The organism is Paenibacillus sp. FSL H8-0548, from assembly GCF_038630985.1.
GTDB lineage: Bacteria > Bacillota > Bacilli > Paenibacillales > Paenibacillaceae > Pristimantibacillus.
Map to the genome: position 1 here is coordinate 3441763 of NZ_CP152049.1, position 24328 is coordinate 3466090.

23 protein-coding genes are annotated in these 24328 nt (G+C 45.3%); 22 read left to right on the top strand and 1 reads right to left on the bottom strand.

The window, feature by feature from the left end:
- The first annotated feature begins 81 nt into the window (after positions 1–81).
- From rplS to MHI37_RS14485, 7 genes are all read left to right on the top strand, one after another.
- A complete protein-coding gene (rplS, locus tag MHI37_RS14455; protein WP_076336118.1) occupies positions 82–423 on the top strand; it encodes a 50S ribosomal protein L19 in 342 nt (113 codons plus the stop codon).
- 186 nt (positions 424–609) lie between these two features.
- Complete coding sequence (gene lepB, locus MHI37_RS14460; RefSeq protein ID WP_256710344.1) at positions 610–1230, top strand: signal peptidase I; 621 nt, start codon at positions 610–612, stop codon at positions 1228–1230.
- A gap of 9 nt (positions 1231–1239) precedes the next feature.
- Entirely contained in the window at positions 1240–2106 is an 867-nt protein-coding gene (ylqF, locus tag MHI37_RS14465) for a ribosome biogenesis GTPase YlqF (RefSeq protein WP_083676163.1), read from the top strand.
- A 21-nt stretch (positions 2107–2127) separates the two neighbouring features.
- Positions 2128–2742 carry a ribonuclease HII gene (locus MHI37_RS14470; RefSeq protein WP_256710330.1) on the top strand — a complete coding sequence of 205 codons (615 nt, stop codon included), beginning with the start codon at positions 2128–2130 and terminating at the stop codon, positions 2740–2742.
- Positions 2743–2986: 244 nt separating this feature from the next.
- The gene (locus MHI37_RS14475) at positions 2987–4840 is read left to right on the top strand and encodes a hypothetical protein (protein WP_076336117.1); all 1854 of its coding nucleotides are present in this window, start codon (positions 2987–2989) and stop codon (positions 4838–4840) included.
- A complete protein-coding gene (locus MHI37_RS14480; RefSeq protein WP_076336116.1) occupies positions 4837–5145 on the top strand; it encodes an EscU/YscU/HrcU family type III secretion system export apparatus switch protein in 309 nt (102 codons plus the stop codon). The genes MHI37_RS14475 and MHI37_RS14480 overlap by 4 nt, the downstream gene beginning before the upstream one ends.
- Complete coding sequence (locus MHI37_RS14485) at positions 5138–5542, top strand: YraN family protein (protein WP_076336115.1); 405 nt, start codon at positions 5138–5140, stop codon at positions 5540–5542. The genes MHI37_RS14480 and MHI37_RS14485 overlap by 8 nt, the downstream gene beginning before the upstream one ends.
- Positions 5543–5604: 62 nt before the next feature.
- Here the strand turns inward: MHI37_RS14485 and MHI37_RS14490 are convergent, their stop codons facing one another.
- A complete protein-coding gene (locus MHI37_RS14490) occupies positions 5605–7176 on the bottom strand; it encodes a YifB family Mg chelatase-like AAA ATPase (RefSeq protein ID WP_076336114.1) in 1572 nt (523 codons plus the stop codon).
- A gap of 348 nt (positions 7177–7524) precedes the next feature.
- Here MHI37_RS14490 and sucC point away from each other — a divergent pair, with 348 nt between their 5' ends.
- The 15 genes from sucC (at position 7525) to fliI (ending at position 24324) form a co-directional block, all read left to right on the top strand.
- Entirely contained in the window at positions 7525–8685 is a 1161-nt protein-coding gene (gene sucC / locus MHI37_RS14495; protein WP_076336113.1) for an ADP-forming succinate--CoA ligase subunit beta, read from the top strand.
- Between the two features lie 61 nt (positions 8686–8746).
- Entirely contained in the window at positions 8747–9679 is a 933-nt protein-coding gene (sucD, locus tag MHI37_RS14500) for a succinate--CoA ligase subunit alpha (RefSeq protein ID WP_076336112.1), read from the top strand.
- A gap of 471 nt (positions 9680–10150) precedes the next feature.
- Entirely contained in the window at positions 10151–11284 is a 1134-nt protein-coding gene (dprA, locus tag MHI37_RS14505) for a DNA-processing protein DprA (RefSeq protein ID WP_256710327.1), read from the top strand.
- A gap of 28 nt (positions 11285–11312) precedes the next feature.
- Entirely contained in the window at positions 11313–13418 is a 2106-nt protein-coding gene (gene topA, locus MHI37_RS14510; protein ID WP_076336111.1) for a type I DNA topoisomerase, read from the top strand.
- A 408-nt stretch (positions 13419–13826) separates the two neighbouring features.
- A complete protein-coding gene (gene trmFO, locus MHI37_RS14515; protein WP_076336129.1) occupies positions 13827–15146 on the top strand; it encodes an FADH(2)-oxidizing methylenetetrahydrofolate--tRNA-(uracil(54)-C(5))-methyltransferase TrmFO in 1320 nt (439 codons plus the stop codon).
- Between the two features lie 59 nt (positions 15147–15205).
- Entirely contained in the window at positions 15206–15751 is a 546-nt protein-coding gene (gene hslV / locus MHI37_RS14520) for an ATP-dependent protease subunit HslV (RefSeq protein ID WP_076336110.1), read from the top strand.
- Between the two features lie 68 nt (positions 15752–15819).
- Entirely contained in the window at positions 15820–17220 is a 1401-nt protein-coding gene (hslU, locus tag MHI37_RS14525; RefSeq protein WP_076336109.1) for an ATP-dependent protease ATPase subunit HslU, read from the top strand.
- A gap of 27 nt (positions 17221–17247) precedes the next feature.
- The gene (gene codY / locus MHI37_RS14530) at positions 17248–18018 is read left to right on the top strand and encodes a GTP-sensing pleiotropic transcriptional regulator CodY (RefSeq protein ID WP_076336108.1); all 771 of its coding nucleotides are present in this window, start codon (positions 17248–17250) and stop codon (positions 18016–18018) included.
- Between the two features lie 215 nt (positions 18019–18233).
- A complete protein-coding gene (flgB, locus tag MHI37_RS14535; protein ID WP_076336107.1) occupies positions 18234–18647 on the top strand; it encodes a flagellar basal body rod protein FlgB in 414 nt (137 codons plus the stop codon).
- Positions 18648–18649: 2 nt separating this feature from the next.
- Entirely contained in the window at positions 18650–19099 is a 450-nt protein-coding gene (gene flgC, locus MHI37_RS14540) for a flagellar basal body rod protein FlgC (RefSeq protein WP_076336106.1), read from the top strand.
- A gap of 139 nt (positions 19100–19238) precedes the next feature.
- Complete coding sequence (gene fliE / locus MHI37_RS14545) at positions 19239–19544, top strand: flagellar hook-basal body complex protein FliE (protein WP_076336105.1); 306 nt, start codon at positions 19239–19241, stop codon at positions 19542–19544.
- 42 nt (positions 19545–19586) lie between these two features.
- Entirely contained in the window at positions 19587–21155 is a 1569-nt protein-coding gene (gene fliF / locus MHI37_RS14550) for a flagellar basal-body MS-ring/collar protein FliF (RefSeq protein WP_076336104.1), read from the top strand.
- An 11-nt stretch (positions 21156–21166) separates the two neighbouring features.
- Positions 21167–22180, top strand: a complete 1014-nt coding sequence (fliG, locus tag MHI37_RS14555; RefSeq protein WP_076336103.1) for a flagellar motor switch protein FliG — start codon at positions 21167–21169, stop codon at positions 22178–22180.
- A complete protein-coding gene (locus tag MHI37_RS14560) occupies positions 22173–23012 on the top strand; it encodes a FliH/SctL family protein (RefSeq protein WP_076336102.1) in 840 nt (279 codons plus the stop codon). The genes fliG and MHI37_RS14560 overlap by 8 nt, the downstream gene beginning before the upstream one ends.
- Positions 22999–24324 (top strand): flagellar protein export ATPase FliI, encoded by a 1326-nt coding sequence (fliI, locus tag MHI37_RS14565; RefSeq protein WP_076336101.1) that lies wholly within the window; start codon positions 22999–23001, stop codon positions 24322–24324. Before MHI37_RS14560 ends, fliI begins: the two co-directional genes overlap by 14 nt.
- Positions 24325–24328 lie beyond the last annotated feature (4 nt).

Consider the following 24328-nt stretch of genomic DNA (forward strand, 5'->3'; position numbering starts at 1 on the left):
GACGGTCCGCTATCAGCGATGATCCGGTTCAGTGGAACTCGGTTAGCTTATAAGAACGTCTATGTGGAAGGAGTGAATCAAATGAATCTTTTGCAAACAATTGCGCAAGAAAATCTGCGTCAAGGTCTACCGAACTTTCGTCCTGGTGACACGGTAAAAGTTCATGTAAAAGTTATCGAGGGAACTCGTGAGCGTATCCAATTGTTCGAGGGCGTTGTAATCAAACGTCGCGGCGGTGGAATCAGCGAAACTTTTACAGTGCGTAAAATTTCCTACGGTGTTGGTGTGGAAAGAACTTTCCCGCTTAACTCGCCTAAAATCGAAAAACTCGAAGTGGCTCGCCGTGGTAAAGTACGTCGCGCGAAATTGTACTACCTACGTAGTCTTCGCGGAAAAGCTGCTCGTATTAAAGAAATTCGTTAAGAACAAACGACAAGAGGAGCTTGCGCAAACAAGCTCCTTTTCGTTTTTTCTCAAGGTATTTTACATATTACAGCAATGGGGAAGAAGGCGAACAGAGTGGATTCACAGCAGCGCAATGATGGGATGGACAGCGGCAGCGATAATGAATTGAAAGATACGCAGAACGATGCGGACAATCAGCAAAATATGCCAAACCGTGCCTCAGTCCATGCATCTGGCTCAGGAAAGCAAGGCGGAACCTATAAAGAGATCGTAGAATGGATCAAAGCGTTAGTCATAGCGGTCGTTCTCGTATTTCTCATTCGTCAATTTTTGTTTTCACCATTCATCGTCGATGGACCTTCCATGAAGCCAAACTTTGAGACGGGTGAACGTTTAATCGTTAACAAAATCTTATATACTATTCGTGAACCGAAATTCGGTGAGGTTGTTGTTTTTGACGTGCCGGAGCAAGGGCGGAAATTTATTAAACGAGTGATCGGTGTACCTGGCGACACGATTAAGCTTGAAGGCGATGACTTGTACATTAATGACAAGCTCATCGACGAGCCATATATTAAAGAAGCGATTGCAGCAGCGCAAGCTAAAGGTGAGCTCTACAATCAAAACGGTCCAAACTTTCCTAACACTGAGGTGCCGGAAATGACGGTTCCTGAAGGGACAATATTTGCGCTTGGAGACAATCGCAGCGACAGCACAGACAGCCGAGTAATCGGTTTTGTAAAGGATTCAGAGGTTGTAGGACGTGCCGATATTATTTTTTGGCCGCTCGACAAGCTTGAGTTTATAAAGCACTGGACTAAATGAGGTGAGTGAATGACCATTCAATGGTTTCCGGGTCATATGACACGGGCGAGACGGGAAATACAGGACAAGCTCAAGCTCATTGATCTTGCCATTGAACTATTGGATGCTCGAGTACCGCTATCGAGCCGCAATCCGATGATTGAAGAAATATTAAACGGGAAGCCAAGGCTGATCGTGCTGAATAAATCCGATTTGGCTGATCCGAAGACGACGGAGCAATGGATGGCCTATTTTCGCAATGAGGGTCATGAATCGATTGCGATTGATTCTTCTACTGGAACGAAAGTAAATGAGGTTCCGCTAAAGGCGAAACAAATTTTGCATGAAAAAATCGCTCGTCAAATTGCTAAAGGGATAAATCCGCGTGCGATTCGAGGGCTTATCGTTGGTATTCCGAACGTTGGGAAGTCTACACTTATTAACAAGCTGGCAGGACGTGCTATTGCTTTGACGGGCGACCGTCCAGGCGTTACGAAGGGACAGCAATGGATTAAGATTGGGACCGAAATGGAGCTTCTCGATACGCCAGGCATTTTGTGGCCGAAGTTTGAGGATGAGCTTGTTGGTTACCGTCTTGCGATGACTGGCGCGATTAGAGAGCAAATATTGAATGTGGATGACATCGCATTCTTTGCGATGCGTGAGCTAATTGATCGCTACTGGCCGTCGATTCAGGAACGATATGAGCTTGAGTCGCCTCCGAAGGATACCTCTGATTCCGATGAGATTGTAAAAGTAATGGAGGCTATCGGGCGTCGCAGAGGATGTTTATTAAGTGGTGGACGTATTGACCTCGAGAAGACGTCAGGCATTATTTTGCGTGATTTGCGCTCAGGGAAGCTAGGACGCATTACGCTTGAGGCTCCACCGTATTGATTTGAAATGGGGGAACGTAACGTGCTGCAGTACGAACAGTCGTTATGGCAGGAAGGCTATACAGCAATAGCGGGAGTTGACGAGGTTGGTCGAGGCTGTCTATTTGGAGATGTAGTCGCAGCGGCGGTTATTTTGCCACCGGGGCTCGTCATTGACGGTGTTAATGATTCTAAGAAGCTGTCTGAGAAGAAGCGCGACCAGCTTTATGATATTATTTTACAGGAATGTGTCGCATGGTCTGCTGCTCGTGTTGATGCGCAAACCGTTGACCGGATAAATATTAAACAGGCAGCCAGGCTTGCCATGAGGATTGCAGTAGAATCTTTACAAATTCCTTCTGACTATTTGCTTATTGATGCTGAGAAGGTTGATGTTGCTCTGCCTCAGATGTCCATAATTAAAGGGGATGCGACAAGCCAATCGATAGCAGCAGCTTCGATTGTTGCCAAGGTTACGCGTGATCGTCTCTGTGCTACGGAGTGGGAGAAGGAATATCCTGCCTATGGAATCGCTATTCACAAAGGTTATGCAACAAAGCTGCACCGTGAGAAATTGCTAGAGCATGGCCCAAGCGCTCTGCATCGGAGGTCGTTTCTGGGCAATCTGTTTACGAAGGAACAATTGCTCGATTTCTGAACATCTTCTTTAAACTAAATAAAATAACGCTCGATTGAATATGCGAAGCCATAGAATGGCTTGTGTAATCATCGGGCGTTTTTGATTATAGCGCTATTTTTTCGTGTGAATGACTTCAAGCGAAGCCCCATGCAGCCGATATAAGGGTATAGGATGAATGGATTCGAAAAATTCGTATAGCAAATGATAGGCGCTTGAGCTTGAGCTCGGATATAGGCGCTGGGGCAGCGGAGGCAGAAGAACAATGAATATAAGTCAAATGATGCGAAGCTTCCTGGGTGAAGCATCTGGCACAGATTCACGAGCGATGGAGCTTAAGGCTGGTCAGGTTGTACGTGGTGTTGTTTTACAAGTTACAGAAAACAATGAGGCGCTTGTTCAAATAAATGGTGTGCAGGTACGTGCAAAGATGGATCCACCGCTGCAAGTTGGACAATCTGCGATTTTGCAGGTACAGCCGCAAACGAGTGGTGCACTGGTCGTGCTTAAAGCGGTTGAGCCTGGACAAGTAGGCTTGCCAGAGGATACGTTTAAGGAATGGGCTAAGCAGCTCGCACTGCCCGAACAGAAATGGGCAATTGAAGTTGTAAAGGATTTGCGGAAAGAAGGCATTATTTTAAATCGTGAAATTTCAAGTGCCTTCCAGCAAGCAGCCGCAGCGATGCCTGCTGGTGGTGATATAGAGGAATGGATGACGGCTGCGGCTTCGACTTTTAAAAGGGGCTTGCCGATGACGGGAGCCACAATAGGTGCTATGCAGCAGGTTATGTTTGGTCGCAGCTCGCACGAGCTTCTTGAAACGCTTCAGAGGCAGCTTACTTCTCTTGTGAATACGGGAGGGACGGAAGGTGCTGCGCCAGAATCAGCTAAGCCGCTGCCTCAAGCTGCTGCACGGGTACTAGCCTTGCTGGCAAATGGAATGGAGCTGCAGCGTATAGCGGCTTCGGAACCTGAAAATACAATAAATGCTGCGCAAGCAGGGGCAAAGGAAGCCGCTGCTGCAGCTTCTGCTAAGCTGCAGACCCTTCAGCCCGCACAATTGGCTAAGGGAGAACCTATCTTATCTAATGTTGTGTCCCCTCCGGTAGAGGAAGGTCATGCGGAGACTGCTTTGCCGCAGTCAGCAAGAGCTGCTGTGGGACAAACGAATTGGCTCGGCCAGATGATGAAATGGATGGGCGTGGATCATGAGCTTCAGCTTGCGAAGGCGTTCGCTGGTGATGGCCAGCCTGCTGCGCAATCGACGGTTTCACAGGCAATGACAGCAGAAGAATCAGTTAAACCTGTACCTGCTGCAGCAGCTCAGAACCAAGCAAATACTCAAGCAAGTCCTATAGTATCAGAAACATCTGGTAAAGAAGCAGCTCCATTGAACATGCAGGCTGCTGGGAAGCTGGAGGTGGCTGATGAGCAGCAGCAGCTGCAGCAAATCAAGAATAATGATCCAAGGCAAGGAATTGAACGGGCAGTCGCTGCTTTAATCTCATCAACTGAGGAGGGTCTTCAAGCGCATAGTACGGGAGCTCCTACTCAGCAGGAATCTTTAAAAAGCGCACTGCTGTCATTAATTTCGTCGGATCAGGTACCAGCGGCTATTAAGGAAACTGCACAGCAGCTCGTTCAGCAAATTACCGGCCAGCAGCTATTGCTCACACCAGAGCGGAATAGCTCTGTATTAACACATGTGACCATGTTTATACCGCTAAGCAGTCCCGATGGTCAGCAGACGGCCTCGGTTCATATTCAGACAAGGCGAGGACGCAAGGGAGAGCTAGACGCATCAAACTGCAGGCTTCTGTTCAATTTGTCGATGAATACACTTGGGGATACCATGGTGGATGTTAATGTGACGGATAAGATTGTCAGCTTGAACCTTTGGAATGATCATCCAGCTATCGCCATGCTTACGGAGTCTTCAAGATCCGAAATTGCTGAAAGTCTTCAGCAAGCAGGCTTTCAGCTGCTTTCTTTGCGGACAACCCCGCTCCCTAAGGCTGGTGAGCAAGTCTCGAATGAAGAAACGAAGAAAAGTCCGCAGCTGCCGGAGATGTCAGCCTTCACGTCCAATCGTTATAAAGGAGTGGACTATCGCATATGAGCAGCGAGCAGGCGAATGACTCGCCGCAATCAAGCATAAAAAAAGCAATTGCTTTAAAGTATGAGCCTGGTGAGAAAACCGCGCCCGTGCTGATCGCTAAAGGCAAAGGCCATTTGGCAGATCTTATCCTTGAAAAAGCAAAAGAGAATGGAATTCCGGTTCAGGAGGATTCATCGCTTGTCGAAGTATTGTCTAAGCTTGACATTGATCAGGAAATCCCGTCCGAGCTGTATACATTAGTTGCAGAGATTTTAAGCTTCGTTTATCGCTCTGACCGTAAAGCGGGGGAAATGAAAGATGGATAGTGACAGAATACCGTTGAATGAACAAACGAAGAAAGATAAGCGGCAGCAAACGGGAAAGTTAGGAGAAGCGGCTGCATGCCGTTTTTTGGAAGATGCGAATTATACACTAATCGAACGCAATTGGCGTTGCCGCAGTGGAGAAATCGATATTATCGCAGAAGCTGGTGGCCGAGTTGTGTTTATCGAGGTTCGTACAAGAATAGAAGGCGGCAGATTCGGAACAGCGGCTGAGTCGGTCGATAGCCGGAAGCGGCAGAAGGTTAGAGACACAGCGCAGGTTTATTTGCGCAGCATCGGCCGAGCAAGCGCTGCTATTCGATTTGATGTCATTGCGATTTCGGTAAGCCGGTCAGAAGGGACGATCGTAGAATGCAAACACTACGAGGGTGCTTTTTGAAATCGCAGCAAAATAAGAGCTTGCAATGAGGGGCAATCCTTCACTGGAAGCTCTTTGTTATATTACGGTGCGGGCTGTGTTTCAATGCCGCGATATTGAATAGACTCTGCAATATGGCGCGTTTCTACATACTCGCTTGACTCCAAATCGGCTATGGTCCGGGCTAGCTTGAGCATTCGGTCATAAGCTCTCATGCTGATTCCAAGAGCTTCAAATGCATTTTCTAGTAGATTTGCTGCATCTGGACGAATATTAACCGCCTTACGAAGTGCCGCACCGGTCAGCGACTTCAATTCCTTAAAGCCATACTCAGCATGGCGGGCTTTCTGAAACGCTTTAGCTTCGAGTACCAGCGTTCTCATATGAGCGGAGCTTAGAGATGGGCCGCTTGATTCTTGATTTAGTGAAATCGGACGCGGCACCTCTAGCTGCAGATCAATACGATCAAGCAAGGGACCAGAAATTTTAGATCGATACCGATGAATATTGGCAGCGCTGCACGTACAAAACTTATCTCCATATTCATGACCATAGTAGCCGCACGGACAAGGGTTGAAGGAAGCTGCAAGCATGATGCTGGCTGGAAACTGAAAAACTGCTCTGGATCGGGAGATGGTGACGATACGGTCTTCTAGCGGCTGGCGAAGCACCTCCAGCACTTGCCTTGGAAACTCGGGAAGCTCGTCAAGAAAAAGCAGCCCGCGATGGGCTAGCGTCACCTCGCCGGGCTTAGGAATGGAGCCGCCGCCAATGAGTCCGCCTGCTGAAATCGTATGATGCGGTGCTCGGAAAGGCGGCCTTGTCATAAGCCCAACTGAGCTCTCAAGCAGCTTGCCTGCTACGCTGTATATTTTCGTAACCTCGAGCGCTTCTTGCTCGTTCAAATGTGGCAATATGCCAGGAAGCCGGCGAATCATCATCGTCTTTCCGGTACCAGGCGGACCACTCAGCAAAATATTATGATTTCCAGCTGCGGCGATTAGCATGGCACGCTTAGCTTGATGCTGACCGATAACGTCGCCATAATCGCCCTCTTCGTCCTCTTTATCAGGCAAAATGAAGCTGCGATTCAACAGAGTAGACCTGTCGTTTGTTTGGCTGACTCTGATGTGCTCCCAGCCGTTCTGTTTCTTTTTGTGCAAATCCAGCTCATTCAAATGACTTAAAGCAAACAGCTCCATCTCTGAGATCCAAATGGCTTCTTTTACATTATCAATGGGAAGCAGGACACGCTTATAACCAAGCTTTTTCGCTTGCTCAAGCATGGCTAATACACCGACTACAGGGCGAACGTTACCGTTTAACGATAGTTCGCCTAGGAGCAGTGTGTTTTTAAAAGGCTGGTCATTGATTTGACCGCTAGCCGTTAATATACCAGCTGCAATGGCTAAATCAAAGGAGGTACCTTCTTTACGCAGATCGGCAGGTGCAAGATTAACGGTAATTCGATCCATCGGGAAGGTGAAGCCGCTATTTTTTAGCGCTGCCCTAACTCGTTCAACAGATTCACGGACAGCGGGGTCTGGGAGCCCTACGATATTAATTTGCGGCAAACCACTCGAAATATCAACCTCGACTGAAATTCCTTTGCCATCTACGCCATAAACGCTTGCACTCTGTATTAAACTAAACATGACAAATAGCACCCCCATAGTAGTGAATGAAGGTGCTTCCTTACAATTCCGTACAAAAGTATGAATTTTCCAATATCATAAATGACATGTCTTGCTTCTGTCAACATGACAAGTTTTTGGGTACAAAAATAGGGGATGGGTTATACTAGATGGCGTGGTTGAAAACCGTTCAAAAAGATCGTTTTTGCAGCGATTTTTGCTTCGATCTATATTTGAGATGAAACCCATATCAAAAAGGCTGTATTAATAATGTGTGAAATAGAGGTAACTAATCGGGAAAGATGCTACAATAATAGAGGTTTGTGTACATATGACTGATTTCAGTCTGTGAAATGGAGGATTTCAACAATGAATATCCATGAGTATCAAGGGAAAGCAGTCCTTAAACAGTATGGTGTTGTCGTACCAGAAGGTAAAGTAGCCTTCTCCGTAGACGAAGCTGTTGAAGCGGCTAAAGCGCTCGGAACACCGGTAGTTGTCGTGAAGGCACAAATTCACGCAGGTGGCCGTGGTAAAGCGGGCGGCGTTAAAGTAGCAAAAAGTATCGACGAGGTACGTGCGTATGCTAGTGAAATTTTAGGCAAAGTACTCGTTACACATCAAACAGGTCCAGAAGGCAAAGAAGTTAAGCGTCTTCTGATCGAGCAAGGCTGCGACATCAAAAAAGAATATTATATCGGCGTAGTATTGGACCGTGTTTCAGGTCGTGTCGTTATGATGGCTTCTGAAGAGGGCGGCACTGAGATTGAAGAAGTAGCCGAGCACTCCCCGGAGAAAATTTTCAAAGAGATCGTTGACCCTGCAGTTGGTCTGCAAGCTTTCCAAGCTCGCAAATTGGCATACGCAATTAACATCCCTAATGAGCTTGTAAACAAAGCTGTTAAGTTTATGATTTCACTCTACACTGCATTCGTAGAGAAGGATGCTTCAATTGCAGAAATTAATCCGCTTGTCATTACTGGCGACGGACAAGTTATTGCACTTGATGCGAAGCTTAACTTTGACTCCAATGCTCTTTACCGTCACAAAGATATCGTTGAGCTTCGTGACCTCGAGGAAGAAGACGCAAAAGAAATCGAAGCGTCCAAATACGACCTAAGCTATATCGCTCTTGACGGCAACATTGGTTGTCTTGTCAACGGTGCGGGACTAGCAATGTCGACAATGGATATTATCAAATATTACGGCGGCGACCCTGCCAACTTCCTAGACGTAGGGGGCGGTGCTACAGCCGAGAAGGTAACCGAAGCATTCAAAATCATTTTGTCCGATGAAAAGGTTAAAGGCATTTTCGTTAACATTTTCGGCGGCATTATGCGTTGCGACGTTATTGCCAACGGTGTTATCGAAGCAGCGAAGCAAGTCGGTCTTGACCGTCCGCTCGTTGTTCGTCTAGAAGGTACAAACGTAGACCTCGGAAAAACTATTTTGAAAGAATCGGGATTGAACATCGTGGCTGCGGATTCCATGGCGGACGGCGCGCAGAAGATTGTCGCTCTCGTGAAATAAGATAACTTGCTGTGTGGCCCCAAGGCCGCATACGAATTCATTCAGGGGATGTGAGTTAAGAGTGAGCATTTTGGTCAATAAAGATACTAAAGTCATTACCCAAGGTATTACAGGCGCTACTGGCTTGTTCCATACCAAAGGTGGATTGGAATACGGTACGCAAATGGTTGGCGGCGTAACACCTGGTAAAGGTGGAACGAACGTTGACATTACACTTGATAACGGCACGCTCGTATCATTGCCTGTATTTAACACTGTCTCTCAGGCTGTAGCTGCTACTGGCGCTACTGCTTCAGTTATCTACGTGCCTCCTGCATTTGCAGCAGATGCGATTATGGAAGCTGTTGACGCTGGGCTTGAGCTGGTAATTTGTATAACTGAAGGAATTCCAGTGCTTGATATGGTAAACGTAAAACGTTACATGGAAGGCAGCAAATCGGTTCTAATCGGACCGAACTGTCCAGGCGTTATTACTCCGGATGAATGCAAAATCGGCATTATGCCTGGTTACATTCATACCAAAGGCCATGTTGGCGTTATATCTCGCTCAGGCACGTTGACATATGAAGCGGTTCATCAATTGACGACACGCGGCATTGGTCAATCCTCAGCAGTAGGTATTGGCGGCGACCCGGTTAAGGGTTCTGAGTTTATTGATATTTTAAATTTGTTCAACGAAGATCCAGAAACTTATGCGGTAATCATGATCGGTGAAATCGGCGGTACGGCAGAGGAAGAAGCTGCTGAGTGGATTAAAGCGAACATGAAGAAACCAGTTGTAGGCTTCATTGGCGGCGCTACAGCGCCTCCAGGAAAACGTATGGGACATGCTGGCGCTATTATTTCTGGCGGTAAAGGAACAGCTGCTGAAAAAATCGCTACGCTTGAAGCATGCGGCATTAAAGTGGCTCCAACACCATCAGAGATGGGCTCAACGCTTGTATCCGTTTTGGAAGAGCAAGGCCTGTTAGAAAAATGCATCACACGCAAATAATTATATAGTTTGATACAAGGTAAGCAACCTTTCTACGACCCGAAAACGGGAGTTGAAAGGTTGCTTTTTTTTTTGGAAATATAGGAAAGTAGATCATTTCGTCATACTTTCTCTATATTTCTCGGAATGAAACGCGCAGCGTCGCCAAAGGACGACGACAGCCGTTTCACCTTGAAATATAGGAAAGTAGATCATTTCGCCATACTTTCTCTATATTTCTCGGAATGAAACGCGCAGCGTCGCCAGAGGACGACGACAGCCGTTTCACCTTGAAATATAGGAAAGTAGATCATTTCGCCATACTTTCTCTATATTTCTCGGAATGAAACGCGCAGCGTCACCAGAGGACGACGACAGCCGTTTCACCTTAGCAGTAGCCATTATTTTATCGGTTGACTTGCAATCTTATGCTGTGTAACGCACAATAGATAAGAAAGCAGGCCAGCCCAAGAGAAGAAGGGGTTGGATAAAGTGGATCATAAAAAGGATATTCGCAGGCAAATGATTATTGCTTTTCATGAAGTTCCAGGTATCGGATGGCATGCCATTCAGAAAGCTGTTAAGCATCAGTTTTGGAATAAACATTCATGGAGTATAGAGGATTTACTTGCCATAGGATTGCATCGAGGTCAAGCTAAAGCAGCTATAGATCGTTATGCTGGGCAATCCTGGATGCAAATTGAAGATCCATCAGTTGCAGTTGCAAACGCGAATGCAGTTGCTTTAACGCCCTTTGATTCTGCGTATCCCGCTATTTTGAGAGAAATTGCTCAGCCTCCTTGGGTCCTGTATGCCAGAGGTAGGCTGGAATTATTGCAGCGACCCGCGATTGCGGTAGTTGGTACAAGAGTGCCGACAGCATATGGGAGACATTCTGCTGCCACTCTCGCAAAGGAGCTGTCGTCTGCAGGCTTAACCGTCGTTAGCGGGCTAGCAAGAGGGGTTGACAGCAAGGCACACGAAGCAGCGCTCACCGGAGCGGGAAGCACGATTGCGGTACTTCCGACTCCGATAGATAAGTGTTACCCGCCTGAGAATCTATCTTTATTTCAGAGAATCGCAGAGCAAGGCTTGCTGGTTTCCGAAACACCAATCGGTACGCCGCTGCATCCTGGCCAATTTCCTCAGCGCAATCGAATCATTGCAGCACTTTCTGTCGGAACTGTCGTTGTGGAAGGGGCTACTAAGAGCGGCTCGCTTATTACAGCGCAGCATGCGTCGGATATGTCGCGAGAGCTGTTCGCGATACCTGGTCCGATCTCTTCACCTAAGAGCGAAGGCCCAAACGAGCTGATCAAGCGTGGCGAAGCGAAGCTTATCAGCTGTGTGAAGGATATCATTGATGAGCTGAACTGGCTGCCATCAGCATTAGAAGCTTACAAGGAAGCGGAGAAAACGAGTAATGCCAAACAGGAATTGGAAAATGAACAGCTTAAGCCGGAAGAGCTTAAATTGATCGCTTTTCTAAGAGATCAGCCCTTATCGATTAATGAATTGCATGAGCTCTCAGCCATCCCGTTTGGACATTTGAACGCACTTCTGCTAAATTTATGTATAAAACGAAAAATACAATTGCAGCACGGCTCAATATATATTGCTTTATAGCTTGCAATGAAGAGAGGAGGCGCCTTATATGGCAGATTCTTTAGTTATCGTGGAATCACCCGCAAAAGCTAAGACGATTGGGAAATATCTAGGCAGCAAATATATCGTTAAAGCTTCCATGGGACATATTCGGGATTTGCCCAAAAGCCAGATTGGCGTCGAGGTTGAAAATAATTTTAATCCTAAATACATAACTATTCGCGGTAAAGGCAGCATTCTTAAGGAATTAAAGGATGCCAGCAAAAAAGTGAAACATGTCTTTCTGGCAGCCGATCCGGATCGCGAAGGAGAAGCGATTGCTTGGCATTTGGCACATTATTTGGAGCTGGATGAAACGGATACTTGTCGCGTTGTATTTAATGAGATAACGAAGCAGGCTGTTAAGGATGCTTTCAAGACACCTCGTAAAATTAATATGGATTTAGTTAATGCACAGCAGGCAAGACGTATATTGGATCGTTTGGTCGGCTATAAGATTAGTCCTCTTCTATGGAAGAAAGTGAAAAAAGGTTTGTCTGCCGGTAGGGTACAATCGGTTGCAGTGAAGCTGATCATCGATCGCGAAAATGAGATTGACGCATTCGTGCCCGAGGAATATTGGTCGATCACTGCTAAGCTGAGCCATACTGGCATACCTTTTGATGCCAAATATTATTCCATAAATGGTAACAAGCGAGAGCTTGGCAAGGAAGCGGATGTGCAAGAGGTGCTGAGTGCCATGAAGGGCAGTCAGTTTACGGTGTCCGACGTGCGAGAGAAGGAGCGTCTGCGCAATCCGGCGCCACCATTCATCACAAGCTCACTCCAACAGGAAGCGGCAAGGAAGCTAGGCTTCCGCGCGTCTAAGACGATGTCGGTTGCACAGCAGCTATATGAAGGCGTTGAGCTTGGCAAGGAAGGCACGGTCGGTTTAATTACGTATATGAGAACGGATTCCACGCGTATTTCACCTATTGCTCAAGAGGAAGCGAAGGAATTTATTACGGAAAAGTATGGTGCGCCATTCGTACCGGAGCAGCCGCGTATCTATACGAAGAAGAACAGCAATGCTCAAGATGCGCATGAAGCGATTCGTCCTACCTCAATTTTACGGGATCCTGAATCAATGAAGTCATTTTTGAGCCGCGATCAGTTCCGTCTCTACAAGCTGGTATGGGAGCGTTTTGTTTCCAGTCAAATGCAGTCTGCAGTGCTGGATACGATGACGGTTGATTTGCAAGCAGGCGAAACCGTTTTTAGAGCAACAGGCTCGAAAGTTAAGTTTGCCGGATTTATGAAGGTATACGTAGAGGGCAACGATGACGGTACGGTAGAGGAGCATAAGTTTTTACCTCCTCTAGCAGCAGGAGATGTAATCCATTCGGAATCGGTGGATCCTAAGCAGCATTTCACGCAGCCGCCGCCGCGATTTACAGAGGCTAGATTAGTTAAGACGCTGGAAGAGCTCGGTATAGGTCGCCCAAGTACGTATGCACCAACACTGGAGACGATTCAGAAGCGTGGTTATATCGCAATGGAAGAGAAAAAATTCATGCCTACCGAGCTTGGTGATCTTGTTATCCAGCTCATGGAGGAATTTTTTCCTGAAATTCTCGATGCTGAATTCACCGCCAACATGGAAGGCAATCTTGACCATGTCGAAGAAGGCACTGAGGATTGGGTGAAGGTTTTAGCTAATTTTTATGAATCGTTCGAGAAGCGTCTAGCGGTTGCTGAGGACGAAATGAAGGAAATCGAAATTCAGGATGAGGTATCTGATGAGCTTTGTGAGAAATGCGGACGCCATCTGGTATACAAAATGGGTCGTTTCGGTAAATTCCTTGCATGCTCAGGCTTCCCAGAATGCCGTAATACGAAACCGATTGTCAAAGACATAGGGGTAACCTGCCCTAAATGCGCGGAAGGCAAAATTATTGAGCGCCGCAGCAAAAAAGGACGCGTGTTCTACGGCTGTGATCAATACCCGGGCTGTGATTACGTTTCATGGGACAAACCGACCAACAAGCCGTGTCCGCAATGCGATACCAAGCTAGTAGAGAAGCGCAATCGCAGCGGTGCCAAGCTGATTTGTCAGTCTTGCGATTATTCTGAAGAAATTTTGGATGAAGACGAGCAAGGGACAGATACGGATTAAGAAAAATCCAGTCTCAAGACCATGAAGAATGAAAACGAATCTAATGAAATTCTCAGCACCCGTCCTCCCTTCAAACAGGGGGGACACCGTTTTTAAATGGGCTTATTCAAGATAGATAAAAAGTCTATTATTCCGGTAATTGAGCATATTTAAATAGAGGCATTTCTATCTTTAATTTTTAATCTTTAATCTTTAATTTTTAATCTTTAATGTAAGCTTGTCACGCAGTGACGAAAGCGATCTTACGGCTAACGCTGCTATGAACCGCCAGATCATCGCTAACCGTTAGTGCAATTGCAGGAGTCCAGAGGACGCAGTCCTTGGGGCCCTCCCTTGGAAGGGAGGGTTTGGGAGGGTTCGAAAAGCCTGTAAGGTTTGGTAATTATATCTGAAAGGATTGAACATATTTTGTCACAACCACAAAAAGTAACCGTCATCGGAGCAGGTCTAGCAGGCAGTGAGGCTGCTTGGCAAATCGCGTCACAGGGAGTTCCAGTTGTTTTATATGAAATGCGTCCAGTAACGAAAACACCGGCGCATCATACAAACCAATTTGCGGAGCTTGTTTGCAGCAATAGCCTAAGAGCAAATGGACTCGCAAACGCAGTAGGCGTACTAAAGGAAGAAATGCGTCAGCTCGATTCGCTTATTTTAAGCTGCGCGGATCAACATGCAGTACCTGCTGGCGGCGCGCTTGCCGTAGACCGAGATGGCTTTTCAGGTGAAGTAACACGGAGACTTCATGAGCATCCGCTTGTTGAAGTGCGCAATGAGGAAGTAACTGAAATTCCGGCTGATGGTATTGTTGTTATCGCTACCGGTCCACTTACGGCTCCAGGCTTATCCTCACAAATTCAAGAGCTGCTGGGCGAGGAATACTTCTATTTTTACGATGCAGCTGCTCCAATCGTGGAAAAAGATTCAATTGATATGACTAAGGTATATTTGGCTTCCAGGTACGATAAAGGGGAAGCGGCTTACTTGAACTGTCCAATGACGGAAGAGGAGTTCGAGATTTTTCACGAGGCGCTTACGACAGCCGAAAAAGCAGAGGTAAAGGATTTTGAGAAGGAAGTATATTTTGAAGGCTGCATGCCAATCGAAATTATGGCGAGCAGAGGAAAACAAACGGTATTGTTCGGACCTATGAAGCCTGTTGGGCTCGTTAATCCGCATACCGGAAAGCTGCCGCATGCTGTTATTCAGCTTCGTCAAGATAATGCTGCTGGTACACTTTATAATTTGGTTGGCTTCCAAACTCACTTGAAATGGGGAGAACAAAAACGCGTATTCTCTTTAATTCCTGGGTTGGAAAATGCTGAATTCGTAAGATTTGGGGTCATGCACCGCAATACGTTTATTAACTCGCCAAGATTGCTTAAGCCGACCTATCAGCTCAATAATCGTGATACTTTATTTTTTGCAGGGCAAATGACGGGTGTTGAGGGTTACGTAGAGTCAGCAGCATCTGGTTTAATTGCCGGTATGAATGCTGCGAGACTAGCGCGCGGATTAGAGCCGCTTGTGCTGCCTGAGCAAACTACACTAGGAAGTATGGGTAATTATATTACGACTGCTGATTTCAAACATTTCCAGCCAATGAACGCAAATTTTGGTTTGTTTCCGCCGCTTGAAAAACGGATGCGCAGTAAAAAAGAAAAAAATGAAATGATTGCAAATCGCGCATTAGAGGGTATTGAGCAATTTAAACGGGAACATTTGCAGTAGACAATCGTAATGAAGACATAGCAGTTATTTTCAAAATGGATTCTTGAGGAGGCAAAGCAATGGAAATGCAATTTCACGCAACTACGATTTGCGCTGTCAGGCACGAAGGAAAAGGTGCAATTGCCGGTGATGGACAAGTAACTTTCGGAAATAGCATGGTTATGAAAAATACAGCGAAAAAAGTAAGAAGGCTCTATCGCGGTCAAGTTGTTGCCGGATTTGCGGGATCGGTTGCCGATGCCATTACTTTGTTCGAGAAGTTCGAAGCGAAGCTGGAGGAGCATCATGGCAACTTGCAGCGCTCTGCTGTGGAGCTTGCAAAGGAATGGCGTTCCGACCGGGTGCTCCGAAGGCTCGAGGCAATGATGCTTGTAATGGACAAAACGGGCTTGCTGCTGATTTCAGGTAATGGTGAAATTATAGAACCAGATGATGGTCTACTGGCTATTGGCTCAGGAGGCAGTTTTGCACTTTCGGCAGCGAGAGCGCTCAAACGTCATGCGCCGCAACTGGAAGCAAAGGATATTGCTCGCTCTTCGCTTGAGGTTGCATCTGAAATTTGTGTGTTTACGAATAGCAATATTATCGTGGAAGAGATCGAGTAATTTTTGTGTAATCGTTGATGATGATGCGGAAAGTCTTAATAAAGCATAGATATCGGAGGGATTTTGTAATGGTAAATGATGCACTGACACCTCGCCAGATCGTAGCGGAGCTAGATAAGTATATCGTTGGACAAAAACCGGCTAAACGTTCGGTAGCCATAGCGCTTCGTAATCGCTACCGTAGAAGTTTGCTCGATGAAACGCTGCGGGATGAAATCGTTCCGAAAAATATTTTGATGATTGGACCAACCGGTGTCGGAAAAACGGAAATTGCTCGCCGATTAGCGAAGCTCGTTAAAGCGCCTTTCGTTAAGCTGGAAGCGACTAAATTTACTGAAGTCGGCTACGTTGGACGTGATGTTGAATCGATGGTGCGCGATCTCATAGAAACGGCTATTCGCATGGTGAAAACGGAGAAGACTGAAAAGGTTAAGGATAGAGCGGAGAAGCTTGCGAACGATAGAATCGTGGCACTTCTTGCACCGTCGGCAACAAAAACGAAGTCTCAGAAAAATCCTTTCGAAATGCTCTTCGGAAATCAACAGCAAACCGAGGAAACTAAGGAAGAGCCTGAGGTTGAGGATGGTTTGTATCAGAAACGATCGCAAATAAAAGAGCAGCTTGCAGCAGGCAAGCTTGAAAATGAAATGATAGAAATTGAGGTAGAGGATACCTCGCCTAATATGATGGATATGCTCTCCGGCCAAGGTCCAGATGGTATTGGCATGAATATGCAGGAATTATTCGGACAATTAATGCCAAAAAAACCTAAGAAGCGCAAGCTGCCTGTTAAGGAAGCACGTAAGGTGCTGACTCAAGAGGAAGCCAATAAGCTAATCGACATGGACGATGTTATATCTGAATCGATTACGCGAGCAGAGCAGTCAGGCATTATTTTCATAGATGAAATTGATAAAATTGCTAGTCCATCTCGTGGTTCTGGTCCTGACGTATCTCGAGAGGGTGTTCAACGGGATATACTGCCAATCGTAGAAGGTTCAACGGTCATGACTAAGTACGGGCCGGTCAAAACGGATTATGTTTTGTTTATTGCTGCAGGAGCCTTCCATGTTGCTAAGCCTTCGGATTTGATTCCGGAGCTTCAGGGTAGGTTCCCGATTCGGGTGGAGTTAACGAGCCTCACGCTCGAAGATTTTGTCAGCATTTTGAAAGAGCCTAAAAATGCATTGACTAAACAATATTCGGCATTGCTCCAAACGGAAGGCATTCAAATAGAGTTCTCAGATGAAGCTATTCACGAGCTGGCGTCCATCGCGGCAGATGTGAATCGGAATACCGAAAACATTGGTGCCCGCAGGCTGCATACGATACTTGAAAAGCTGCTTGAAGACTTATCATTTGAAGCGCCGGAGCTCTCACTTGAGAAAATGACGATCACTCCAGAATATGTACGTGAAAAATTAGGAAGCATTGCACAAAATCGTGATTTGAGTCAATATATATTGTAGTTGTTATGAGTTCTGGGAGGCAATGGAATGACTTTACTAACTAAGACAAGAACGCTGAACCGTTTGCTGCAGCGGGCTGCTGGCAAGGCTCTCAGCTTTAGAGAAATGGCAGAGGTGCTTTGCACGACGATTCAGACGAATGTGTTCGTTGTCAGTCGCAAGGGAAAGATACTTGGCTGTTCAGCAGTAGATCCTTATAATCATGATTTTATGAGAACATTATCTGCTGATGAGCTTCGGTTTCCACAGGCAAGCAACGTGCAGTTTCTTGATATGCAGGAGACGATGACGAATGTAAATCCCGATCCTGGCATCTATGAAACCTTTCCAAGGTTGGGAGATCAAGAAATTATGACGGTAGTGCCGATTATCGGCGGGGGGGATCGTCTCGGTACGTTAGTGCTGACTCGGGTAGCTGGCGCTTTTGACGATGAAGATCTTATTTTGGCTGAATATGGCTCTACGATTGTAGGGATGGAAATTTTGCGTGAGCGGACTGAGGAAATTGAGCAGGAGGTTCGCAGCCGAGCTGTAGTAGCTGTCGCTGTTGGTTCATTGTCATTTAGTGAGCTGGAAGCGGTGGAGCACATATTTGAAGAGCTTGATGGCAAGGAAGGACTGCTGGTCGCTTCGAAAATTGCAGACCGAGTAGGCATCACTCGCTCCGTTATTGTTAATGCATTGCGTAAGCTCGAGAGTGCAGGAGTGATAGAAACAAGATCACTTGGCATGAAGGGCACGTACATTAAAATATTAAATCACCAGCTTTTTCAAGAACTAGATAAGATCAAATCGTAAATCGATATCTTTATATGACTTTAGCCCTATCTTTTTATAAAGATAGGGCTTTTTTCTTATTGTAATAAATTAGGAAAATGAGGAATATTATCATGTCGGCGAAAACCGACAAACGAATCTCATTTTTTTAATTTTTACTGTCGAATAAAGAAGGAATGAGCAGTAATCTGTTGAATACGTAATTATGATCTTCTAATTGAAAGTGGTGAAACTGCATGAATTTGTTGAATGGCGCTTCATTTCAAAGAATGGAAGGTGCGCTTCAAGCAGCAGAAATGAGACAGCGGGTCATTTCAAATAACGTCGCAAACAATGATACGCCGCATTTCAAACGTTCTGAGGTTTTATTTGAAACGTTATTGGAGCAAACGCTGGGAAATAATCAAGGGAAATTAAATGGTCAGCGAACGAATGAGAAACATATTTCGATTGGGTCAGCATCTTCTAAAATACCTATACCCAAACTTATCACGGATGAAACAACTGCGATGAATAATAATCAAAATAATGTTGATATCGATCGCGAAATGTCGTTACTGGCTAAAAACCAATTAAGCTACAGCGTATATGTCCAGCAAATTAATCACGAAGTAAGAATGATACGGACAGCAATTGAGGGGAGAGGCTAATAATGAAACTGTCAACAGGATTTGATATTAGTGCCTCCGCTTTAACAGCGCAGCGGCTTCGTATGGATGTTATTTCTTCAAACATCGCAAATGCAGAAACAACCCGAGGCAGCTACGTGAATGGTCAGTTCCAGCCATATAAAAGAAAAATGGTTGTCATGGAGTCACTGCAACCGTCATTTTCAAGTGTGCTTACTCAGCAAATGAATGGGAAATCAGCGGCACAAGGGGTTAAGGTCACTAAAATTAAAGAGGATGATTCGCCGAATAAGCTCGTATACAATCCAACACATCCGGATGCAGACAAAAATGGCTATGTAAATATGCCCAATGTTGATGTAACGAAGGAAATGGTTGATATGATTAGTGCTACACGCTCATATGAGGCAAATGTAACTGCACTAAATGCTACAAAATCGATGTTTGTAAAGGTGCTAGAAATAGGTAAATAACACTACATAAGGTGAAGCGGCAGTCGCAGTCCTTTGGCGGCGTTTCGAATTTCATTCCGAGAAATATAAAGAAAGTATGGGTGAAATAATATACTTTCCTATATTTTAAAACAACAGATGAAGCAGGAGGGAAATAATAATGATTCAATCGATGATGCTCGGTTCCGTACAGCCAGTAAAAATAACTGAAGCTACTTCGATTCAACAAGCGACTCCAGCACAAGCAACACAATCTTTTGGAGAATTTCTACAAACGGCTATCGAAGGTGTTAACAGTCAAGAGCAAAACGTTCATAAGCTCAATGACAAGTATTTGATAGGTGAAGTCGATGTTTCAAAGGTGTTGATTGCTTCTGAGCAATCGTTGCTTAGCTTGCAGTTAACCTCACAGATCCGCAACAAAGTGGTTGAGGCATATCAAGAAATTATGCGGATGCAAATATAATCGTACTTATGTCCTAGGAAAGTATTTGGGTGAGGTGACAACGTGAACGAAAGAATCGCCCAATATCGGGTAAGGCTCACACAGTTTTGGAGCCAGATGGGCAGAAAACAAAAAATATGGTTGGGAGCATCAATTGCTGGGCTCTTGCTAACGATCATTTTGTTAACAATTGTGTTTACAAGAACGGAATATGAGATTGCTTTTCAAAGCTTGGATACTGCTGATGCAGCGGCTATTATGACCTATTTGGACAGCAGCGGCATTCCATACGAGCTTAGCGGCAATGGGAAAAATATTTCTGTGCCAAGCACTGATGCAGCGCGAATCAAGGTCGATGTAGGTTCACAAGGATTGGTTCAAAATGGGTCATTGGGCTTTGAGGCTTTTACTACGAGTTCTAGTGCATTTGGTTCAACAGAGAACGAATTCAATGTTAAGTATTTGAATGCATTAAATGGAGAGATTCAACAGCTTCTGAACGCGATGCAAGGGATTGAAAGCTCTAAAGTGCTGGTTAACCTTCCAGAGGAGAGTGTGTTTCTCTCTACTGAAGAAGCTAAACAAGCCTCAGCCTCCATTATGTTGAAATTTACTACTGGTTATCGTCCTAGTCAAAAAGAAGTTGACGGGTATTATAATCTTGTGAAAACAGCAGTGCCTAACTTGGCAATAAAGGATATTACAGTTTCTAGTCCCGAAGGAGAATTATCATTCTCAGAGGAAACCGGTGGCATAGCAGGAAATACAGTTGCGATTGAATCTCAGTTTGTCATTCAGAAGAAATATGAATCAGAACTGAAGAAGAGTATCCAAGAATTTCTCGGTGCGATTGTCGGTCCTGAAAATTTAGTTATTCAAGTATCGAGCAGCATGAATTTCGATAAGAAGAGTTCACAAGAGTCTGTTGTGAGGCCGCTGGATAACAACGATAATAATGGGATTATTCTTAGTGAAGAGATCGTTAATAATAGCTCGACGGGTGGTTCTGATCAAAATGGCGGTGTAGCAGGTACTGGAGAAACAGATGTACCTGGTTATGAGGCAGCCTCGAGTACGGAAAGTTCTGAATCAAGCTCGATTATTAGAAATTATGATGTTACTCGAATAATCAATAACATTGATTCTGCACCGTATGTGTTAAAAGACCTTTCTATTAGTATCGGCATCGAGCAGTCAGAATTGAATGATGAAGCCAGCAAAGCTGCAATTATGTCGGCGATGACGGCGTTGGTAAGATCTCAATTAGCTGATTCTGGACAAGATGTGAACGATGATGTCATGATGGAGAAGAAAGTAACCTTGATCGCACGAACTTTCTCAGGCAGCAGCTCAGCTAGCAATACAGGCTTAATGTCAACACCTTGGCTTATCGGCATTGGTGGCGCAGCACTGGCGATTATCGCAGGCTTAATCTATGCATTAGCGCGTCGTCGGAAAAAACAAGTTCAAGAAGAAGTTGAAATGTCGCAGCCAGCTCCGATTGAATATCCTACTCTTGATATGGAAAACGTCAATAATGATAGTCAAGCCCGGAAAAATCTTGAAACACTCGCCAAACGTAAACCAGATGAGTTTGTTAATCTTCTTCGCACATGGCTAGCGGATGAATAGAGGTGGTTCAATTGTCTAAAGCAATGCAAGGATTATCAGGACGTCAAAAAGCAGCGATTTTGCTTATTACACTGGGACCTGAAGTATCTGCACAAATATTCAAAAATTTGCGAGATGAAGAGATTGAGCAGCTTACGCTTGAAATCGCGAATGTAAGAAAAGTAGATAGTCATGATCGTGAAACCATTATAAGTGAGTTTCATCAAATATGTATGGCTCAGGAGTACATTACACAAGGCGGTATATCTTACGCAAAGGATATATTGGAGAAGGCACTTGGCGAACAAAAAGCGCTTGAGGTCATTAATCGCTTGACGGCCACGCTGCAGGTTAGGCCGTTCGACTTTGCTAGAAAAGCAGAGCCTACTCAAATTTTGAATTTTATTCAAAACGAAAACCCGCAGACGATTGCCTTAGTATTATCCTATTTACAGTCAGAGCAGTCCTCGCACATTCTTTCTTCGCTTCCCCAAGAGAAACAAGCGGAGGTCGCAAGGCGAATAGCGCTTATGGACAGTACATCGCCTGAAGTTATTTCACAGGTTGAGCGTGTACTGGAGCAAAAGCTGTCATCAACGGTTACTCAGGATTACACAAATGCTGGTGGTGTCGATTCAATTGTACAAATATTGAACGGCGTCGATCGCGGTACAGAGCGTACTATTCTGGATGCTCTTGAAATTCAAGATCCGGAGCTCGCGGAAGAAATTAAGAAACGTATGTTTGTATTTGAGGATATTGTTAATATCGACAATCGTTCGATTCAACGGATCATCCGTGATATTGAAAACACGGATCTTCAGCTTGCGCTTAAAGTGGCTAGTGAAGAGGTTCGTGAAGCCATATTTAGAAATATGTCGAAACGTATGGCTGATACCTTTAAAGAGGAAATGGAATTTATGGGACCTGTTCGACTTCGCGATGTAGAAGAAGCACAAACACGTATCGTGGCTACAATTCGGAGACTGGAAGAGTCTGGTGAAATTATAATTGCCCGCGGTGGAGGAGACGATATCATTGTCTAATCTGATAAAATCTTCGAGTGTTATTAATCTGGAACAATTTAAAAAGCTGGAAGGGCTCGCTCAAAACAGTATTGAAGCAAATGAAGTGGATGCTCCGGAGGAACAACAAGAGATTAGTCCGGATGAAGCTACGATTTCATTGCGAGATCAAATTTTGAATGATGCACAGCTGTATGCAGAGGAACGGCTTCGTGAAGCTTCACAAGAAAGCGAGAAGCTGCTAACGGATACGCAGCAGCAAATTGATGTCTGGTGGCTCCAAAAAAGAACTGAAGATGAGGAAGCCTCAGTAGCTTCGCGAAATGCCGGCTATGAGCGTGGATATGCAGAAGGAGCAGCGCAATCTGAATTAGAGCTGCGTCAGAACTGGGAGCAAAAGATAGCAGAAGCATCCGAGGTTTTGAAAACTGCTTTTGACATGCGTGAACAAATCATTCAGGAAGCAGAGCCTTTCCTAGTTGAGTTAAGCTGTGCAATTGCTGAAAAAATTATTGGGCAGCAGCTAACACTTGCACCAGACATGGCTATTGAGCTCATTCGGAAATCGCTATCGAGAAGAAGAGAGCAGGGCGTTATCACGCTATGTGTCTCACCAGCTCATCTTGCATTCGTACAGGCAGCCAGAGAAGAGCTTCATTTCGCTATCGATTCGCAGGCGGAGCTCCAAATATTACCTGATTCTACTGTGAAGGATAACGGTTGTGTCATTCGATCTTCATTTGGAAGTATTGATGCGCGTATCGATACACAGTTGTCGGAAATTAAACGTGAGTTAATCCATCTTGCTCATCATAGCGGCGAAGAGCGAGGACATTTTGATGATATTGAATAATCTAGATGTATTAAAGTACATTGAGCATTTGCAGCCAATAGATCCAGTTCGAATAAATGGTAAAGTTACGCAGGTTATAGGTCTAACGGTCGAGTCTGAAGGGCCGGACGCGAGTATTGGGGACGTATGCTTCATTTATCCAACCAAAGGCGCAAAGCCTATAAAGGCTGAAGTCGTTGGGTTTCGTGAAAATAAAGTTATATTAATGCCTTTAGGCGATCTTCATGCCATAAGTCCAGGGTGCGACGTCGTTGGAACGGGCAAGCCGTTAACGGTTCAGGTTGGTTCTGAACTGCTGGGCAAAGTGCTTGATGGACTCGGGAATCCACTTGATGGTTCTTTTCTACCAAGACGTATGCCGCATTATTCTACCCATAATGAGCCTAGCAATCCACTTATGCGGCCACGTGTTGTGGAACCGCTTGGAATCGGTGTGAGAGCAATAGATGGCCTTCTAACGGTAGGGCGTGGTCAAAGGGTAGGGATTTTCGCAGGCTCTGGTGTTGGGAAGAGTACACTGCTTGGAATGATTGCTCGCAACACCTCTGCAGATGTCAATGTCATAGCTCTTATCGGTGAGCGCGGACGCGAGGTGCTTGAATTTATCGAGAAGGATCTGGGACCCGAGGGTCTTGCCAGGTCAGTCGTTATTGTGGCTACTTCCGATCAGCCAGCACTAATCCGTATAAAAGGCGCACTGATTGCAACTTCCATTGCAGAATATTTTCGTGATCGTGGACTAAATGTCATGCTGATGATGGATTCAGTCACACGTTATGCAATGGCTTTGCGCGAAGTAGGTCTTGCAGTCGGCGAGCCTCCAGCGACACGAGGTTATACACCTTCCGTATTTGCTGCTCTGCCGAAATTGCTCGAACGTGCAGGAACAGGTCCAACAGGATCAATTACAGCTTTTTATACTGTGCTTGTCGATGGCGATGACATGAATGAACCGATAGCCGATGCTGTTCGCGGAATATTGGATGGTCACATTGTGTTAAGTCGCCAGCTTGCTCATAAGGGTCACTTTCCTGCAATTGATGTATTAGCTTCCGTAAGTCGAGTCATGAAAGAAATTGTGACTGATGAGCAACAGGATGCCGCCAATGAATTGAAAAAACTTCTGTCTACTTATAAAGATTCGGAAGACTTAATCAATATTGGGGCGTACCAACGAGGATCAAATGCAGAAATTGATATGGCGATTCAGTTTATTGAACCGATTCAGAGCTATACAAAGCAGAAGACCAATGAAAAGGTGAGCCTAGAGGAAGCGCAAAATCGTTTGATTACCGATTTTTACAGGAGTTGAATCG

Coding starts and splice junctions, on each gene's coding strand:
- rplS (WP_076336118.1), top strand. CDS start 82: ATGAATCTTTTGCAAACAATTGCGCAAGAAAATCTGCGTCAAGGTCTA.
- lepB (WP_256710344.1), top strand. CDS start 610: ATGCCAAACCGTGCCTCAGTCCATGCATCTGGCTCAGGAAAGCAAGGC.
- ylqF (WP_083676163.1), top strand. CDS start 1,240: ATGACCATTCAATGGTTTCCGGGTCATATGACACGGGCGAGACGGGAA.
- MHI37_RS14475 (WP_076336117.1), top strand. CDS start 2,987: ATGAATATAAGTCAAATGATGCGAAGCTTCCTGGGTGAAGCATCTGGC.
- MHI37_RS14480 (WP_076336116.1), top strand. CDS start 4,837: ATGAGCAGCGAGCAGGCGAATGACTCGCCGCAATCAAGCATAAAAAAA.
- MHI37_RS14485 (WP_076336115.1), top strand. CDS start 5,138: ATGGATAGTGACAGAATACCGTTGAATGAACAAACGAAGAAAGATAAG.
- MHI37_RS14490 (WP_076336114.1), bottom strand. CDS start 7,176: ATGTTTAGTTTAATACAGAGTGCAAGCGTTTATGGCGTAGATGGCAAA.
- sucC (WP_076336113.1), top strand. CDS start 7,525: ATGAATATCCATGAGTATCAAGGGAAAGCAGTCCTTAAACAGTATGGT.
- topA (WP_076336111.1), top strand. CDS start 11,313: ATGGCAGATTCTTTAGTTATCGTGGAATCACCCGCAAAAGCTAAGACG.
- hslV (WP_076336110.1), top strand. CDS start 15,206: ATGGAAATGCAATTTCACGCAACTACGATTTGCGCTGTCAGGCACGAA.
- hslU (WP_076336109.1), top strand. CDS start 15,820: ATGGTAAATGATGCACTGACACCTCGCCAGATCGTAGCGGAGCTAGAT.
- codY (WP_076336108.1), top strand. CDS start 17,248: ATGACTTTACTAACTAAGACAAGAACGCTGAACCGTTTGCTGCAGCGG.
- flgB (WP_076336107.1), top strand. CDS start 18,234: ATGAATTTGTTGAATGGCGCTTCATTTCAAAGAATGGAAGGTGCGCTT.
- flgC (WP_076336106.1), top strand. CDS start 18,650: ATGAAACTGTCAACAGGATTTGATATTAGTGCCTCCGCTTTAACAGCG.
- fliE (WP_076336105.1), top strand. CDS start 19,239: ATGATTCAATCGATGATGCTCGGTTCCGTACAGCCAGTAAAAATAACT.
- fliI (WP_076336101.1), top strand. CDS start 22,999: ATGATATTGAATAATCTAGATGTATTAAAGTACATTGAGCATTTGCAG.